At 76.5% G+C, this 16,357-nt stretch carries 13 protein-coding genes; 7 read left to right on the top strand and 6 right to left on the bottom strand.

Features of this window, described 5'->3' with window-relative positions; genetic code table 11:
- Window positions 1-3: 3 nt before the first annotated feature.
- The 5 genes from PUR61_RS07465 (at window position 4) to PUR61_RS07485 (ending at window position 4,513) form a co-directional block, all read left to right on the top strand.
- On the top strand, window positions 4-228 hold the full coding sequence (locus PUR61_RS07465) for an MbtH family protein (RefSeq protein ID WP_329876935.1): 225 nt from the start codon (window positions 4-6) through the stop codon (window positions 226-228).
- Window positions 225-506 (top strand): phosphopantetheine-binding protein, encoded by a 282-nt coding sequence (locus PUR61_RS07470; RefSeq protein ID WP_329876937.1) that lies wholly within the window; start codon window positions 225-227, stop codon window positions 504-506. The genes PUR61_RS07465 and PUR61_RS07470 overlap by 4 nt, the downstream gene beginning before the upstream one ends.
- Window positions 503-1,993 carry a condensation domain-containing protein gene (locus tag PUR61_RS07475; RefSeq protein ID WP_329876939.1) on the top strand — a complete coding sequence of 497 codons (1,491 nt, stop codon included), beginning with the start codon at window positions 503-505 and terminating at the stop codon, window positions 1,991-1,993. Before PUR61_RS07470 ends, PUR61_RS07475 begins: the two co-directional genes overlap by 4 nt.
- Complete coding sequence (locus PUR61_RS07480; protein WP_329876941.1) at window positions 1,990-3,984, top strand: N,N-dimethylformamidase beta subunit family domain-containing protein; 1,995 nt, start codon at window positions 1,990-1,992, stop codon at window positions 3,982-3,984. Before PUR61_RS07475 ends, PUR61_RS07480 begins: the two co-directional genes overlap by 4 nt.
- 133 nt (window positions 3,985-4,117) lie before the next feature.
- Window positions 4,118-4,513, top strand: a complete 396-nt coding sequence (locus tag PUR61_RS07485; RefSeq protein ID WP_329876943.1) for a hypothetical protein — start codon at window positions 4,118-4,120, stop codon at window positions 4,511-4,513.
- Window positions 4,514-4,553: 40 nt separating this feature from the next.
- Here PUR61_RS07485 and PUR61_RS07490 read toward each other — a convergent pair whose 3' ends face one another.
- Window positions 4,554-4,862, bottom strand: a complete 309-nt coding sequence (locus tag PUR61_RS07490) for a hypothetical protein (protein ID WP_329876946.1) — start codon at window positions 4,860-4,862, stop codon at window positions 4,554-4,556.
- 1,227 nt (window positions 4,863-6,089) lie between these two features.
- Between PUR61_RS07490 and PUR61_RS07495 the strand changes: the two genes are divergently transcribed.
- Window positions 6,090-7,202 (top strand): hypothetical protein, encoded by a 1,113-nt coding sequence (locus PUR61_RS07495; RefSeq protein WP_329876948.1) that lies wholly within the window; start codon window positions 6,090-6,092, stop codon window positions 7,200-7,202.
- Window positions 7,203-7,271: 69 nt separating this feature from the next.
- On the opposite strand, the gene PUR61_RS07500 is transcribed toward PUR61_RS07495, so the two are convergent.
- Together PUR61_RS07500 and PUR61_RS07505 are read right to left on the bottom strand one after the other, a co-directional pair.
- Entirely contained in the window at window positions 7,272-8,675 is a 1,404-nt protein-coding gene (locus tag PUR61_RS07500; protein ID WP_329876950.1) for a cellulose binding domain-containing protein, read from the bottom strand.
- Between the two features lie 412 nt (window positions 8,676-9,087).
- Window positions 9,088-9,888 carry an endonuclease I family protein gene (locus PUR61_RS07505; protein ID WP_329876952.1) on the bottom strand — a complete coding sequence of 267 codons (801 nt, stop codon included), beginning with the start codon at window positions 9,886-9,888 and terminating at the stop codon, window positions 9,088-9,090.
- A gap of 548 nt (window positions 9,889-10,436) precedes the next feature.
- Between PUR61_RS07505 and PUR61_RS07510 the strand changes: the two genes are divergently transcribed.
- A complete protein-coding gene (locus tag PUR61_RS07510; RefSeq protein WP_329876954.1) occupies window positions 10,437-10,685 on the top strand; it encodes a DUF5302 domain-containing protein in 249 nt (82 codons plus the stop codon).
- 90 nt (window positions 10,686-10,775) lie between these two features.
- Here PUR61_RS07510 and PUR61_RS07515 read toward each other — a convergent pair whose 3' ends face one another.
- From PUR61_RS07515 to PUR61_RS07525, 3 genes are all read right to left on the bottom strand, one after another.
- On the bottom strand, window positions 10,776-11,870 hold the full coding sequence (locus PUR61_RS07515; protein WP_329876956.1) for a hypothetical protein: 1,095 nt from the start codon (window positions 11,868-11,870) through the stop codon (window positions 10,776-10,778).
- Between the two features lie 210 nt (window positions 11,871-12,080).
- Window positions 12,081-13,793, bottom strand: coding sequence for a TRAFAC clade GTPase domain-containing protein (locus PUR61_RS07520; RefSeq protein ID WP_329876958.1), 1,713 nt, complete (start codon window positions 13,791-13,793; stop codon window positions 12,081-12,083).
- Window positions 13,790-16,357, bottom strand: a complete 2,568-nt coding sequence (locus PUR61_RS07525; protein ID WP_329876960.1) for a GTPase-associated protein 1-related protein — start codon at window positions 16,355-16,357, stop codon at window positions 13,790-13,792. The genes PUR61_RS07520 and PUR61_RS07525 overlap by 4 nt, the downstream gene beginning before the upstream one ends.

Below are 16,357 nucleotides of genomic sequence, written 5' to 3' on the forward strand. Positions count from 1 at the left end.
CCCGTGAGCACCGCAACCGTGTACCAGGTGGTCGTCAACGACGAGGAGCAGCACGCCCTCTGGCCGTCCGGCGCCCCGCTGCCCGCCGGCTGGCGTGCCGAGGGGTTCGTCGGGACGGAGGAGGAGTGCGCCGCCCACGTCGACCGGGTCTGGCCGGACATCCGCCCGCTCAGCCTGCGCCGCCGCCTCGCCGAGCAGGCGGCCGCCACCGGCGGGGCCGCCCGGTGAACGCCGCCGCGCCCGCCCCCGCCGACGCCCTGCGTCGCCGCCTCGCCGCGTTGCTCTCCGACGCCACCGACGGGCAGCTCGGACAGGACGAACTCCTCGCCTCCGACACCTCGTTGACAGCCCTCGGGGTCTCCTCGCTGGCACTGCTGCGCCTCGCCGACGGCCTGGAGGAGGAGTACGAGGTGCTGATCGACCTCGGTGACCCGGCGCTCCACGCCGAGGGCCTGGACGGCCTGGCCGAACGCCTCCGCCGACTCGGGGTGGAGCCCACCGGATGAGCGGACCCGCCGAAGCCGGGCCGGCCGTGGACGTGGGCGGGTCGGCCGTGACCGACCCGCCCCCGGCCGGGCCGGGCGACCTCACCGTCGCCTTCACCGGCACCCGCACCGGCCTCGCCCCGCTCACCTGGGGCCAGCGCGCCATCTGGCACGCCATCGGCCGCACCGTGCCCAACGACCACTACTTCAACCTGGGCCGGGTGCTCCCGCTCGCCGACCGGGGAGCCCCCGTCGACGTGCCGCGGTTCGCCGAGGCCGTCGCCGCGCTGCTCACCCGGCACGAGGCGCTCCGCACCCGACTCGTCCTGGACGCGGACGGCGAACCGCGCCAGCACCTCCTCGCCGGCGGCGAGATCGGCGTGACCGTCCACGACGAGCCCGATCCGGCCCGAGCCGGGCACGCCGCCGAGGACCTGCTCGCCGTGCTCGCCGGGCGGCGGTTCGACTACACGGAGGAGTGGCCGGTCCGGATCGGCGCGGTCCGCAGCGGCGGCCGGATCACCCACGCCGTGCTGGCCCTCTGCCACCTGGCCTCCGACGGCCACGGCGCCGAGGTGCTGCTGCGGGACCTGCGGTTGCTGGTCCGGCGCGGCTCCGCGGGCCGACCCTGCGCCGACACCCCGTTCGACCTCGCGCACGAGCAGCACGGACCGGCCGGCCGGCGCCGGGGCGCCGCCGCGCTGGCCCGCTGGGAGGCGGACCTGCGCCGGGTACCGCCGACCATGTTCGCCGAGCCGGTCGCCGAGCCGCGCACGCCCCGGTTCTGGACCGGCCGGCTGGTCTCCGCGGCCCTTCCGCCGGCGGTCGACGCGCTGGCCGCCGCCCACCTGGTCAGCGGCTCCACGGTGCTGCTCGCCGCCTCGGCGGTCCTGGTCGCCGCCGACCAGGGGCACCCGGCCGCGGCCGTCCTGCCCATCGCCGGGAACCGGGCCGCCCGGGACCACCGCGACCTCGTCGGCACGCTCTCCCAGGACGCCCTGGTCGTCCTGGACCTGCCGGCGGACCCGGACGGCCGGATCGTCTTCACCGACCTGCTCCCGGCCGCCTGGCGGGCCGCGCTGGCCGGCTACCGGGCCGCCGCCTACGACCCGGTGGAGTGGGACGCCCTGCTCGCCGGGATCGCCCGCGAGCGCGGCACCGAGGTCCACCCCTACTGCTGCTTCAACGACATGCGACTGGTCGAACGGCCGCTCCGCGAGGGGGCGTTGCCGGCCGGGGAGGAGCTGGCCGCGCTCCGCCGGCGGACCGTCCTCGACTTCCCGGCCACCCAGGAGCGGGTCGCCTGCCGCTACTGCCTCCACCTGACCGGGGACGACACGGCCCTCACCGTCACCCTGACCGCCGACACCGCCTACCTGCCCCCGGACGCCGTCCACGCCCATCTGCGGGCGATCGAGGAGGTCGTCGTCGCCTCCGCCGCCGGCCGGCCGCCCCGGCTCGCCGACCTGCCCGGGCTGCTCGCCGGGTACCGGGACGCGGACTCGTGACAGCGGGCCCGGTCCCGAGGCCGCTCGCCCGCGCGGAGGGCACCTCGTGCGTGCAGGGCGGGCGGCTCCGCTTCCACCTCGCCCCCGGCGACGACGGCGACGACGACAGGGGCGAGGGCGGCCGGAGCGGCCGGCCGCTGCGCGGGCGGGTCGTCGTCACCGACGCGGTGACCGGCGAGGTCCGGCTCAAGACGGCCGTCACCGGGCGGCTCTTCGACCTCACCGTGCCCGTCGGCTGGCCGAGTTCGCTCTACCGGGCGAGCTTCCACGACGAGCGCCCGGAGCAGCCCGCTCCCGAGCGGGACGCCGAGCACGAGGTCTGGTTCGTGGTGCGCGCCGCCCGGCCCGGCGCCGTCTCCGGCACCCTGGTCTCGATCCCGTTCGCCACCTGGCGCGCCTACCACCGGGCCGGGCAGCCCGGCCGGGGCCTCTACTACGCCGAACAGCCGGACCGCGCCGCCAGGGTCCCGCTCGACGCGCCCGGCGGCGGTCCGCCGCCCGAGCGCTGGGAGGAGCCGCTGCTCCACTGGCTGCCCCGGGCCGGATACCCGGTCGAGTACTGCTCCGGACTCGACCTGCACGACCGGCCCGGTGGCGCCGAACTCCTCTCCTCCTACCGGCTGTTGGTCGTCAACGGGCACGACGAGTACTGGTCCGCCGAAATGCGGGACACCGTCGAGGAGTTCGCCCGCCGGGGCGGCAACCTGGCCTTCTTCGCGGCCAATACGGCGTGGTGGCAGATCCGCCTGGAGGACGGCGGCCGCACCCTGGTCTGCCACCGGGACGCCGCCGCCGACCCGGTCACCGCCACCGACCCGCGCCGTGCCACCGTCGAGTGGTCCAGCTCCCCGGTCGACCGTCCGGAGAACACCATGACCGGCGTCAGCTTCCGCCACGGCGCCGGCGCCTGGGGCGACGGGATGGCGGTCATCGGCCGCGAGTCGTACACCGTCCGCTTCGCCGACCACTGGGTCTTCGACGGCACCGGCCTGGCCGACGGCGACACCTTCGCGCGCGGCGCCCTCGGCTACGAGACCGACGCCGCCGAACTCGACTGGTCCGCCGGTGTCCCGCGGGCCACCGGCCGCGACGGCACCCCCCGCTCCTTCGCCGTCCTCGCCACCGCCGACCTGCGGCACTGGCGTGCCCACGGGCAGGGCGGCTGGGCCACCATGGGCGTCCACCGGCTCGGCGCGGGGACCGTCTTCAATGCCGCCACCATCAACTGGGGTCGGGCCCTGGGCGATCCGGTGGTCGACCGGATCACCCGCAACGTCCTCGACCGCCTCGGCGGCGCCGCCGCACCGCGCTGGCACACCGTCGGTCCGGCGGAGGGGCTGCGCGCCCTCGCGGTGTGCGAGGGACTGCTTTTCGCCGTCGCCGGGGACGGCACCACCCTGCTCCACCGTGAGCCCGGCGACCAGAACCTCCCCTGGACGCCCTGCCCGCCCGTGTCCGGGCCCGCCGCCGGGGCGCGGACCGGCAGCGCCCCCGGGCCCGCCGCCGCACCGGTCGCCCCGATCCGCTGCCTCACCGCCCCGCGCGAGGCCGCCGGCCCGGTCCCGCTCGCCCTGCTGGCCGTCACCGAGGACGACCGGCTGCTCACCCGCGACCCCGTCCCCGGTCCGGCCCCCTGGGCCGCCGCCGGTCACGTCCCGCGCGGGACGGCGGCGCTCGCGGTCTGCGACGGCACGCTGTTCGCCGTCACCCCGCACGACGACACCCTGCACCACCGGTCCGCCCTCGCCCCCGAGGAGCCGTGGCGTCCGCTCGGTCCCGCCGCCGGGGCCACGGCCCTCGCGGTGCTGAACGGCCGTCTGCACGCGCTCACCCCGGCCGGCCTCGCCACCCGCCCCCCGACAGCCGGGCCGGGTGTTCCGTTCGTCCCGGCGGAGGGCTCGTTCCCGCCGGCCGTCGCCCTCGCCGCCCACGCCGGCCGCCTCCTCGCCGTCTCGGCGGACGGGCGTCTGCTCAGCCGTCCGGCGGGGTGAGCGCGGGGGTGCGGTCCGGCAGGGCCGGGCGTGCGGTGAATCCGGCTGTACGCGGCCCTGCCGGACCGCTATCTTCGCGTTCCGAGAGGTGCTGCTCGCCGACCCACCTGCTTCCGACCACTGATGGAGTGCTGTGACCGACTACGAGACGGCCCGGCTGGTCAGCTTGATCGTCGGATCCGTGAACGTCCTCGTCCCGCTGGCCGGAGCCGTCGTGGCCGGCACCTTCCTGCGCCGCAGGGGGCGGAACGCCCGCCTGGCGATGATCGGCTGCCTCGTCATGGCGGTGAGCCCGATCGTCGTCTCGGTCGTGCTGGCCTTCGCGACGGACAGCCTCTACGACGAACTCGGGCTCGCCATGGCGATCAACGCGCCGATCCTGCTCGCCCTCCCGTTCCACCTGGCCGGACTCGGCCTGATCGTCGCCGGAGCCCTGGCCGCGCCCGCCCCCGCCCCGCAGACGGTGTACCTCGCCGGGCCGCTCCCGGCCGTCGACCGGCCGCCCACCGACGCGGCCCCGAGCGTCTGACCCGTCGGACTCCTGCCCTGCCGGGGTCCGCTCCCGCCGGTCAGGACGGCGGCAGCCGGCGGGCGAAGGCGTCACCGAACGTGGTGGTGTCCCCGGGGACGTCACCGAACGTGGTGGTGTCCCCGGGGACGAGCGTGCCGTCGGTGGACGCGAACAGCACGGTGGTGCCGAGCGCACCGACGACCGGTCCGGACGAGAGACCGGGGTTCTGGGTACCGTCGGCGGAGACGCTGACGCGCCCGGTCCACAGGTCGTGGCGGAAGACGTCCTCGCCGCCGTTGGTGTCGTCGGCGACCAGGTTGTCGGCGTAGGACGTGAAGTACACCCAGCGGTTGCCCGACGCGATCACCGCGCCGAAGGAGTCGTCCAGCGTGGTGGTGCCGGGGAGGCCGGGCGGGATCTGACGGACGGTGCCGGTCCGCAGGTCGCGGACGCGGATCTCGTAGTGCCGGTCGAAGCCGCTGTCGCCCGGCCGGTTGGGGACGAGCTGGGAGTGGGCGGCGAAACGCCCGTCGGGGCTGATCGCGCCCGTGGAGGAGCCGCTGAGCTCGCCGTTCTCGTCGCGGCTGCCTCCGACGGTCTTCCCGGTGGCCAGGGTGTGGACGTAGAAGGGGTACAGACGGGGCTTGAGGATCTCGGTGCCCGCCCCGGAGGCCCCCCGTCGGCCCGGGTCCGGCGGGGGGCCCGCTCGGGGGCGTGGGCGGGCCGGCCGGGTACGTGGTCGTCGGCACGGTCCGCGGCCACGACCGGGGCGTTCGCGCGGGCGGCGTCGGGATCGACCGGCCCGCCCTCGCCGGGCGGCAGCAGGTTGGTGGCCTTGGAGATGAAGCCGACGGTGCTGCCGTCGGCGCTGAGCACGGGCGCGGCGGAGGGGCGGTCCGCCGGGGAGCCGTCCGCGCCGACGGTGATCAGGCGGACGGCGCCGGTCCGCCGGTCGGCGACGTAGACGTGGGCGAGCGCCGGGGTGCCGCCGGGGACGAGGTCGGTCCTGCTGGAGACGAAGGCCACGTACCGGCCGTCCGAACTGATCGTCGGCAGGTACGAGTTCAGTCCGGTGTGCTGGTGGCCCGAGCGGCGGGGGGCACCGGCTGCCGTCGCGCTCCGCCGGGCGCGGGCGCCGCCCGTGTCCGGCACCCGGCGGCCGTCCGTTTCCGGCCACGGCCGGGAGCCCGGGCCGGGCGCGCCGGCGCGGGACGCCGGAGTGGTGGTGGGGCGCGGGGGGACGGCGCGGGCGGGTGTGCCGGTGGCGGCCGGCCACGGGGCGCGGCGCGGCACGGGCCGGTGGGGCTGCGGGGACGGAGGGTGTGGGAGGGGCTGCCGGGGCCGGCCCGTGATCGGCCGACAACGCACCCGGCGGCCCATGCCGGAGGTCTGTGCCGCCGGATGACGCCCCCCCTACGATGTGAGCGCCGTCGGGCCTGACCCCCGACACTGCCGGCCGAGGCCGGGTACCGCCGCGCCCGTGGGCCGGCCGTCCCGTCGGCCGCAGCCCGACCCGGCGACCGGGAACGGGCCCGCAGTGCAGGCAGCACCGCGCAGGCCGCCCGTCACTCCTCACCACCCAGGGGGTACGCCCATGCACGTCGGCACCGTCGCACCGTCGTTCAGACCCGTCCGCGCCGTCCTGCTCGTCCTCGCCGTGCTGGCCGCGCTGGTCGGCGCCAGCCTTCCGGCGGCCGGCCGGGCCCACGCCGCCGTGCCGGACCGGTGGGGCTTCGCGTTCCTCGACAACCCGACCCCGCCGCCCGGGTACGTCCCGGACACCACCCGGCAGTGGGGCAACTGGCCCTCGCCGGCCACCAACCCGGTGAAGGTCGACCAGACCGGCGTCGGTTCCTACGTCGTGCACTTCCCGCTGATCGCGGGCCCCGGCGGCATCGCCCACGCCACCGCCGTCGGCCGGACCGGCAACTGGTGCCAGATCAAGGGCTGGGGCTCGGCCGGCACCGGCCAGGACGTCGCGGTGGCCTGCTACAAGCCCGGCGGGGCGCCCGCCAACACCCTCTTCACCGTGCTCTACACCACCAGCAGCGGCACGCCGTCCCCGCCCGGCGGCGGCTACGGCTACGTCTACTCCAACTCCACCGGGGCGGTGCTGACCCAGTACAACTCCACCGGCGCGACCAACGCGGTGAGCTGGGGCGGTAGCGGGTCCGGCATCTGGAAGGCCTGGCTCCCCGGCCTGGGCTCGGCCGGCTACGACGGGAACATCGAGGTCACCGCCGTCGACGCGGCCCAGGGCGCGCGCTGCAAGGTGGCCGACTGGGCACCCGCCTCGTCCGGCCAGACGGTCGTGGTCGCCTGCTTCAACGCGGCGAACGCCCCGTACGACACGCGGTGGACGCTGAGCTACTCCCTGAAGCGGGCGGTCCACGGGCCGGCGTTCCCGCCGAACCGCTTCGGCTACCTGTGGTTCAACGGCGGCCTGCCCCCCGGCGGCAACTTCAACTCGACGGGCCCGGCCAACACGCTCGCCGGGTCGGTGCCCTACACCGTCACGCTCCCGAACGTGGGCGTCCCCTCGGACACCGCGCAGGCCACCGCCTTCGGGCCCGGTCCCGACTGGTGCGGCCTGGCCCTGCCGTGGAACCGCAGCTCGGGGACGGTGAGCCTCTACACCATCTGCTTCAACGGCGGGGGCTCTCCGGTCCCGGGCCGCTTCTTCACCGCGTACACCTCGGCGGTCTGATCCCGCCGGAACGGGCCCGGGGCGGTTCGCCGCCCCGGGCCCGACCGCGTCCGCCAGCCGGACGGCGGGTCAGGGGGTGGCGGGGACCGAGTCGGTGAAGGTCGTGCCGGCGGCCCGGTAGGCGGTGACGGCGGCGCCGACCTGGGCGGGGGTCAGGACCCGGTCCTTGACGTGGAGGACGTAGTCGACGCTCTCCTCGTAGGCGCGCGGGGTCGTCGAGGCCAGACCGGCGAAGTCGGTCAGCCACTGGTTGAAGTGGATCGCCACGGGCCGCTCCGGGAGGAAGCGCGCCTCGTGCCGGGCGAACTCGGCGCCGTCCACGTAGTAGACGACGGCCTCGTCGTCGATGGTCAGGACGAGGTCGTGCCAGCCCGCGTAGCCGGCCCGGACCGCGGTGTGCCGGTTGTCGGCGCCGTCGGGGCCGTAGGTCTCCCAGGAGGTGGCGTAGAAGACGTCGGCGGGCTCGCCCCAGCCGCCGTTGGGCAGGTACTCGAAGTCGTACTCGGCGTAGTCGTCGGCCATCGGGGCCTTGAGGTCGTTGATCGCGAAGAAGCTCTGGACCAGGTGGTCGCCGTCCGGGCCGCTCACCGGCGCGTCGGCGAAGCGGACCCGGGCCGCGTAGGTGCCGTTCCTGAACTTCTGCGCCCGGCTGTGGAACTCGGTCTGCCGGGTGGACTCGCCGGTCCCGGCGGTGGTGGTCCGCAGGGTCATCACCGAGTTGCCGCCCTCCTTGGCGAAGGAGACGTTCTCGGGCGCCCAGGTCGCGCCGGAGACCCCGGGCCCGCCGCCGCCGGAGCGCACGTTCCAGCCGTGCGCGCCGATCGCCGGGTCGGTGTGGCCGGTGTAGTCGAAGTCGTCGAACAGCGCGGCGCCGCCGGGGGGCGTGGTCGGTCCGGGAGTGTTGCCGACGGGGGCGGTGCCCCACACCGCGACCCCGTTCACGCTCGCGGTGACCCTGGACCAGTTCGCGTACGCCGTCTGGGCCGGCCCGAAGGAGTAGTCGTCGCCCTGGTCGAGCGGGAGCCAGCCGGTGCGGTGGAAGCGCAGCTGGAGGTCCCCGCTGTCGGCGCCGGGGGCCAGCGAGCCGGCGCCCGCGGTGAAGCCGATCTCCAGGTAGCGGTCGGCGGGCGCGCCCGGCTCGACGATCGTGCCGAAGGTGCCGGTCAGGTTGGCGCAGCCCTTCACGGCCCAGTCGCAGGCGAAGGAGTAGGCGGCCGGGGCGCTGTCCGCCCTGAAGTAGTAGCGCACCTTCACCTGGCTCAACGCGACCGCCGTGGAGCCGGTGTTGACCACCTTGAGCCAGGGCGCGGCCTGGGAGGCGCCACTGCCGCCGTTGCGGTACTGCACCGTGACGGCGTCGCCCGCCGCGGCCGCCGGCAGGGCGGTCAGTGCGCCGACGCCGAGCCCGGCCGCGACGGCGGCGGCGAGCGCCGCCCGGACGCGTGGGCGCGGGGTGGTCGTTCCGTTCTTCATGGGGGTTCCTCTCCTGCGGTGGGGGACGGTGCGCGGCACCGGCGGAGGGGAGCCCGGGTCACCTCGGGGGGAGCATGGGGGAGGAGGTGGCGGGCCGCGCGATCAGAAAGTGGCATAGACCAATTTGGCCGTCAACCCCGTTCGGGCCCGATCGGCCGGAAGCCGGGCGCACGCCGCCGGGAGTGGCTGATAGTGCCCGCCGGACGCACGCGCGGCGGCCGGCCGGCGCACCCCGCCCTGCCGCCCCTCGCCGCCCTGCGCCGTCCTGCCCCGAGGCGTCCGGCCGCAGCGCCGGGCACGTGCCGCCCGGGCCGGTGCGGAGCTCGAAGTGCCGCATCTCGTTGCCGTACACCTGGCGGAGCTGAACCGAGGCCGGGCCCCGCCCGGAGGACGGAGGCCCGGCGCGGGTGGTCTACCAGATCGCCGCGACCCATTCCGGGTGGTCGACGAACGGGTTCCGGTTCTTCTGGTAGGTGTCGAAGACGATCTGGTTGCGGCGCTTCTCGAAGTCGCTGGGCGGGTCCTGCTCGTTCCACTGCTTCAGGACGGAGAGCCGGCCGTGGAAGCGGGTGCTGCCGTTGATCGAGTCGTTGGGCTCCAGGTCGGGCCAGGAGTCGTCGCCCTCGTAGCGGACGGCCATGTAGAGGATCATGCGGGCGACGTCGCCCTTGTCCGCGTCGCGCGGCTCGAAGGAGTCGGCGTCGGTGTAGCTGCCGGGCGCCCCGCCGACCGCGCTGCCGCCCTTGTCGAAGTCCTTGTTGCCGCGGGTGCTGTTGACCTGGACGTCGGCGGCACGCAGGTGGTGCAGGTCGGTGCCGGGGCCGGCCGAGGTGCCGAAGTTGCCGTGGGACTGGGCCCACACGTGCTCGCGGTTCCAGTTGCCGACGCTGCCGCCGTTGAGGGACTTGGCGCGCGAGGTGCCGCTGTAGAGCAGGATCACGTTGGCGGTGTTGTTCGGGTCCTGGTCGAGCACCTTGAGGGCGTTCCAGACCGCGTCGTAGGAGATCTTGGTCTGGCCGGTGCCGATGATGGTGTGCAGCGAGGTCTTGAGGCCGGCGCCGGTCTTGCCGATCGCGTTCTTGTAGTACGTGCTGTCGTACGGGCCGGCGGCGGCGCTCGCGGTGGGCGCGGCGACCGCGGGGAGCGCGAGGCCGACGAGGACGGTGGCGGCAGCCGCCAGCGCCTTCCATCTGCGTATCTGTGCAACGGACATGAGGGGCTGTCCCTTCCCGGACGACGCGAGCCGGGCCGCGGGCCCCGGGTGGGCCGGGCCGCGATCTACGCGTGTTGACGTGGCGTTAACGGGAGGATGACATGTCCTCGGGGTTCGCCGTGTAACCGGCAGGAGGCCGTTCCGTGACGTTCTCGCATACGGTGGCCGCGCTCGGCCCGGATCCTCCCGGTAGGCGTGCCCACGAGCGGTTCTGACGGTGCGTCCGGTTCATCGGGGTCCGGTGCGGGGGCTCCCGGGGGTGGTGCGCGTGGTGCTGCGGGGCGGACCGGTGTCGCGACGGGAGCCCGGTCGGCGGGGGTGGCCGTGGGGGTGGGAGGTGGCGGGGCGTGGGGGTCCGGGAGCGGATCGAGCCGTGCCGCCCGCCCGCGGTGGTGCACGCCACCGTGCGGCGCCGTCCGGGTGCCGGGTGCCGGAGCGGGGGCCGCCTCCGCCGGTGCGGGGCGGGTGGTGGCCGCCGGGGGGTCCCCGGACGTGGGATGGTGTGTCCGGGGCCGTCGATCGGCTCCACCCGATCCAGGAGGTCATGTATGAGCAGCGACGCAGCGTCGACCGAGAGCGCCGAGAACCCGGAGAACCCGGAGACGGGCCGGCCGGCCGAGGCCCCCGCGCCCCCGGCCCAGGATGATGTCAAGGCCCGCTTTCTGGCCGCGCTGGAGCGCAAGCACGGCGCCAAGACCGACGGCACCTCCGGCGGTCCGGCGGGTGACTCGAAGATCCACGGTGCCCACGGCGCGGCCGGCGGCAAGCGCAACTTCCGCCGCAAGAGCGGCGGCTGACCACATCGGTTCCCGGCGGGCCCGCCGGGCCGGGAGGTCCGGCCCTACCGGTCTCCCGCCCCGGCGGACCGGCCGGGGCGGCGGCCGGTGTCAGGAGGCGGCCGGCCGGAGCGGGGCGGTGTGCGGTGCGAGGAGATGGCGGGTGACCGTGCGGGCCCGCGCCGCGTCGCGGACCACGAGGTGGATCTCCCAGGGGGCGCCGCGGGAGAGTTCGGCCTCCACGGCGGCCCAGACCGCGGCGATGCTCGTCTCGGGGGGCAGGCCGCCCCGGCCGGCGCCGAGGAGGGGGAAGCAGATCGAGCGCAGCGGCGGGTCGAAGGCGCGGTGCTCCTCGCCCAGGAGCGCGAGCGCGCGGGTGACGGACCGGGTGACGTCGGCGGGCTGGACGTCGTAGTCGTTGGTGCCGGGGCGGGGGACGGCCACGGCGGCGTGGTAGATCCGGCGGAGGCCCTGCCGTTCGAGCGCGCCGGCCCCGGTGGGGGCGACCGTCGAGGCGAGGACCGGACGGCCGAAGCTGCGGTACTGGTCGAGCCATTGGCGCAGTTCGGTGGAGATCCGGTCCTCGATGAGGTCGCCGGTGGGGCCGCGCACCGCGCAGGCCCGGCGCAGCACGGCCGACACCGAGTTCTTGTAGGCCTCGGCGAGCGCCAGGTAGACGTTGCTGGGGGAGACGACGACGTCCACGTCGCGGAGCAGGTCGACCGAGTGGGTGTGCAGGTGGACCGCGACGGTCCGGCTCCGGAGCGGCAGGTGCAGCACCTGGTGTTCGGCGGCCGGCGACTCGACCGGCCCGGGTGCGGCCACCCGGCGGTCCGGCCCGGCGGGCGCCTCCGCGAGCCGGCCGATCTCGTCCGCGACGGCGGCCAGGACGAGGAGTTCGTGGTGCCGGCGGAAGCGTTCGACACTCACGTTGTAGACGGCGGCGGCGCGCTTGCGGCGGTCGGCGGCCGGCGAGTCGGTGGTGCCGGGGGCCAGGCCGAGGGTGTGCCGGGCGGCCTCCTGGAGGGTGCCGGTGTCGAGTCCGGCGACCGCGCGGCGCAGCAGGTCCTCGACGGTGCGAGGGTGGCGTGCTTCGGGTGCGGCGGCGAGGGCGCCGAGCAGGGGGAGGTCGAGCGCGCGCAGCCGGACGGGGCCGGCCCGCCGGACGGCCCGCAGCTCGGCGAGCACCGTGTCGTGGTCGAACACCGGTGGGCCGGGCGCCGGAGCGTCGGACGCGGGTGGGCCGGGTGCGGGCAGGCCCGGCGGCGGTGGGTCGAACGCCGGTGGGTCGGGGGCCGGGGGAGCAAGAGCCGGAGGGTCGAGAACCGGAGGGCCGGATGCCGGAAGGTCGTCGCCGGTGCGGTGCGGCATGGCCCCAACGATGGCACGGAGCAGGGGGGTTCACAAGCCGGATCGTCAGGTCGCACGCGCCCCCGGGGAGGCGGTGCGGGCGTCGCTCCGGGGCCGGACGGCCGCCGCGGCGGCCCGCGCCCGGGCCCGCGCCCGGCGCCCGTCGGCGAGGCACCAGTCCAGCAGCGGGGCGACGCTCGGGTGGACCGAGCCGTCCTCGGTGAGGACGGCGGCGGTGAAGAAGAACCGCGCCTCGCCGAACTCGTTGCGCATCGCCTGGACCAGGTTTCCCAGCCCGAGCGCCCGTTCGAGCCACTCCGCCGCGCGGTCGCTGTCCCGGACACCGGCGCCGGGCACCGGCCGTCCGTCGAACGGCCCGGTCCCGCCCGGCGGCCTGGTTCCGCCCGGCGGCCCGGTCTCCTCCAGCAGCCCGGTCCCGTCCAGCAGGTCGGTCTTGCTGATGGCGACGGCCAGCCGCGAGCGGTGCAGCGGGACCCCCATCGCCAGGATCGCCTGGACGGCCTGGTCGAACACGGGCTGCGGCGGGACGCCGGAGGCGAGGGTGCGGTCCAGCCGGGTCTGCCGGTCGGGGTCGAGGAGCTCCCAGAAGTCCGGTACGGCGAGCGGGTCGAGGACGAACAGGAAGGTGCGGGCGGCACGCGCGTACCGGAGGGCGTCGGTGTCCTCGCGGCTGACGAAGTGTTCGCCCGCAGTGTCGAAGAGGTGCAGCAGGCGCGGGGGCCGGGCCCGGTCCAGGAGGACGGAGTGGGCCCGGTGCCGGGCCCGCGGGGTGCTCCGGGGGTGGCCGCGGATCTCCAGCACCTCGCGCTGCAGCCGGTAGCGTTCCGCCGTCTCCTCGTCGGCGAACCGGGCGTGGGCCCGTCCGTCGGGGTCGGTCCGCCGGAGGACGGTGAGCATGGCGGCCATCAGCTGGGTCTTGCCGGCGGCCCGGCCTCCGATGAGCGGCAGCGCGTGTTCGGCGAGTCGGCCGGTCTCGGTGCTCAGCAGCCGGCCGCAGTGCGGGTGGGTGCAGTACCCGGGCAGCCGGTAGCGGCCGGCCGGCAGCGTGGTGGGCAGCCGTTCGTCGCACTGGCAGCGGCGGCGGAGGATGCCGTACCGGCCGGGCCTCAGGTCGCTGTGGCGCCGGCGGCAGGTGGGGCGGGAGCACTCGTACTCGGGGCGGCGCACCCGCTCGAAGCAGTGCGGGCAGAGCACGCCCTGCCGCAGCCGCCGGGCGCCGAGGGCCGCGTGGTCGAGGCCGGTGAGGACGAGGACGGCGAGCCCGCCGCCGGTCCCGAGGGCCAGCACCACCAGGCCGTGCACCAGCAGCGCGGCGGCGAGCAGCGGGAGCGTGACCAGGGCGGCGGACAGGGCGCCGGTGTAGCCGGCGAGGGCGAGGAGGACGTCCCGGCCGATCCGCAGCTCGTCGGTGACGGCCCGCAGGGCGTCGGCCGTCCGGCGGCGGTGCGCCCGCCGGCCGTGGACGGCGACCAGCCGCAGGTCCCGCCGGGCGGGGCCGAAGGCGTAGGCGCGGTGGGCGGGCTGCGGCTCGTCCTGCGGGCGGTGGGCGGGGAGGGTCTGGTACTGGGGATCGCTGCGGCGCAGTACGTCCACCAGCACCCGGCCGTACGACCGGAGCAGCTGGTCCAGCAGCCGCAGGGCGCGGGCGGCTGCGACGAGCGGGGCCAGCACCAGGGAGACCGCGAGGCGGACGAGGAAGCGGACGAGGGGGACGAGCAGGTCGAAGAGGACCGTCACGAGTTCCGTCAGCGCGTTCACTCCGCCGCCCCGGGCCGCCGCGGTTCGGGGGGCGTGACGGGCGGGATCCGCGGTGCGGCGGCGGGCGGAGCCGGGTCGGCCGCCGCCGGGCCGCCGGGGCGGGAGCCGGCGTCGCTCGGCGTCCGGCGGGCGGTCCCGAGCGGGGACGCCATCCACCGCAGGACCCGCCCCACGGCGGTCGACCGGCGCTCGGCCGACCGCCGCTCCAGCAGGTCGGCCTCGGCGGGTGCGTACGGGCGCAGCGCCCGCGCCAGGCGGTCGGTCTCGTCCGGCGGCCAGTGCTCCCGGGCGTGGTGCAGGGTGGCGACGATCAGGTCCAGCTGGGCGCCGGGCGGGCGGTGGTGCGCCAGGTAGCCGGCGGCGGCGGCCAGGTGCCCGAGCAGGGTGTCGGAGGGCGGGCCCGACCGGCCGACCCGGGCGGCCTCGGTGCGGATCCGTCGCAGGTAGGCCCGCGCGGCCCCGTCCGACCACCGGGTCAGGAGGTGCAGGCGTTGGGCCAGCCGGTCGGGCCGGACGACCGGCCGCTCGGCCAGCCCCCGGGGGAGCCGCCGGAGCAGCAGCGCCCGGGCCGGCGGCCAGCGCACCGGCGGCAGGTCGTCCAGCACCTCGGCGAGCTGATCGGCCGTCCTCGCGCGGTCCAGGCGGTCGCGGACCTCCAGGGTGCGGGCGACGCACGCGGCGCTGTCGGGGTCCGGCCAGCCGGACCGGGGCGGGTCGGCGAGCAGCTCGTACAGGCGCAGGCAGTCGTCGAGGCCGGCGTCGTCGGTGATCTCCCGGATCAGGCTCCGGCCGAGCCACCGGCGGGCCCCCTCCTCCCAGGGCAGCCCGGGCGGCAGCGCCGGGACGGCGGCGAGCGCCTCGGCGTACGACCAGGACGTGCGGGGCGGCCAGAGGCGGTGCAGCAGCGACAGGTCGAGCGGGACGTCCGGGCCCCGCAGGGCGACGACCCGCCGCAGGGTGGCGACGGCGAGCTCCGGGCTCCGGTGGGCCCGGGCCACCAGGAAGTGCTCCAGGAGCCGGGCGTGGCCGGCCACGTCCTCCTCGCGCAGCAGACCCGGCGGCAGGCCGAGGAGGAGGTCGGGGAGCTGGCCCCGCTGCGATTCCGCCAGCACGCCGAGGGTGTGCACCAGGCCCTGCCGGAACTCCGGCCACTGGCGGGCGGCGGTCGTCAGCAGCTCCTCCAGCCCCCGGAACGGCCGGCCGGTGACGGTCGCCCCCAGCAGCTCCGAGGTGAGCTCGGCGCTGCGCCGGACGAGTTCGCCGGACGGCGGTCGCAGGCCGGCGGCGGACGCCCACCCGAGCAGGCGCAGCGCACCGGCGGCGTCGGCGCGCCGGAACCGGTCCAGCCACCGCCCGGTGACCCGTGCGCGTCGGACGGGGTCGGTGAACCGGACCGGCGGGAGAGCCTGCCCGTCGCCCTCCTCGCAGCGAAGCATGTCGGACTCGTGGACCTCGTCCAGCAGCTGCTCGGCGAGTTCCCGGTCGTCGCCGCGGGCGGCGGCCCGGCCGAGCGCCCTCAACTGCTCACGGTCCAGGCGGTACTGGCGGTGGACGTCGCGGACCGCGGCGGTGAGCGCGGGAGCCGGCGGCGGCTCGGGGCCGGTCAGCCAGGCGATCAGCGCGACGAGGTCGGCCGGGGTGAGGGGGGTGCCGCCGGCCGTCGCCGCGGCCGCCGCCGGGCCGTGCCAGTCCTCGGCGGTGCGTTCACGGCCGCTCAGGTAGTCGTCGGCCCAGGACCAGAAGGCCCGGGCGGAGGACGGGCCGACCCGGGCCAGCAGCCCGGTCAGCGGGTGCACGGGCAGCGCGGGGACCAGACCCCGGACGAAGTCGAACAGGTAGTAGACGTCCTGGTCCTCGGGCCCCAGGTCGATCCGGTTCTCGGGGAGGCTCCCGATCAGGTGCAGCCGGCCGCGCCCGGGCCGGTGCAGGTAGGTGGCGAAGGAGAGCCGCCGGGCGAGCGGGGGCGGGAGCAGGAAGCAGACCGCGGCGAACCAGTGCGCGATCCGGTCGGTTCCGGTGTCCACCACGAGCACCGACCGGTCCTCGGCCAGCGCGGCCCGGGCGGCCTCCAGCAGGGCGGGCAGCAGCGCGGCGTGCGGGTGGGAGGCCAGGAAACGGCCGACCGAGCGCGGTGTGAGCGGGCCGGCGCCGGGCCGGGCGTCCAAGGCCGGGAGCCTGGTCCGGTCGGCCGGTCGGGACGACCAGACCGGCGAGCCCCAGAGCTCGATGCCGAGCAGGCCGCCGGCGTCCCGGGCGAAGTCGGGGCTGGTCAGGGCATGGGCGAAGTAGTTGCCGAAGCGCTGGGAGGAGTCCCGTCCGACGTACTGGACCCGGGCCGCCAGGGCCGTCGCCCCGGGGACGAACACCAGGTTCACCGGGCACCGGGCCAGCTCCTCCGGAGCCTGCGCGTACAGCAGCGAGGCCGGCGGCTCGTACGCGGTGAGGGCCTCCACCTCGCGCATCGTCCCGGCGGAGACGTCCGCGCTGACGGCGTTGAACTGGTAGCCGGCGAAGCCGCTCAGGCCCTGCTCGCACGAGGTGTAGTAGAGCTGCTGGAACGGCAT

The sequence above is a fragment of the Streptomyces sp. BE20 genome, from assembly GCF_036322525.1.
Classification (GTDB): Bacteria; Actinomycetota; Actinomycetes; order Streptomycetales; family Streptomycetaceae; genus Kitasatospora.